The organism is Pseudomonas sp. E6002 (assembly GCF_013385565.1).
GTDB lineage: Bacteria > Pseudomonadota > Gammaproteobacteria > Pseudomonadales > Pseudomonadaceae > Aquipseudomonas.
Genome location: NZ_JACAPT010000072.1, coordinates 1 through 425 on the forward strand (window position 1 = coordinate 1; position 425 = coordinate 425).

A 425-nucleotide genomic window follows, 5' to 3' on the forward strand; every position below is an offset into this window, starting at 1 on the left:
CGCCGAAAATTCGCAATTACTCACAAATTTTACCTTAGCCTGATCCGTTACCAGTGAAAGTAACGTTCAGTCTATCTTTCTATCACATACCCAAATTTTTAAAGAACGATCTAATCAAAGACTAGAAATCAATATTCATTCGCGAATATTCATTTCTAAACTCTAACAGTAGAAACAGTTAATGGTGGAGCCAAACGGGATCGAACCGTTGACCTCCTGCGTGCAAGGCAGGCGCTCTCCCAGCTGAGCTATGGCCCCATAACAAAATTGGTGGGTCTGGGCAGATTCGAACTGCCGACCTCACCCTTATCAGGGGTGCGCTCTAACCAACTGAGCTACAGACCCAATTTCGAGCGCGTAACTGATTAGCTAAGAGCTATCAGCTTGGAGCTTAAAGCTGCTTCTATCGTCTTCTTCAATGAATC

The 425-nt window shown here is 44.2% G+C and carries 2 tRNA genes; both read right to left on the bottom strand.

The features are described 5' to 3' along the window. Nucleotides 1-182: 182 nt before the first annotated feature. Nucleotides 183-258 (bottom strand) — tRNA-Ala (locus HX815_RS31455). A gap of 10 nt (nt 259-268) precedes the next feature. After that, nucleotides 269-345, bottom strand: a tRNA-Ile gene (locus HX815_RS31460). Nucleotides 346-425: the final 80 nt, after the last annotated feature.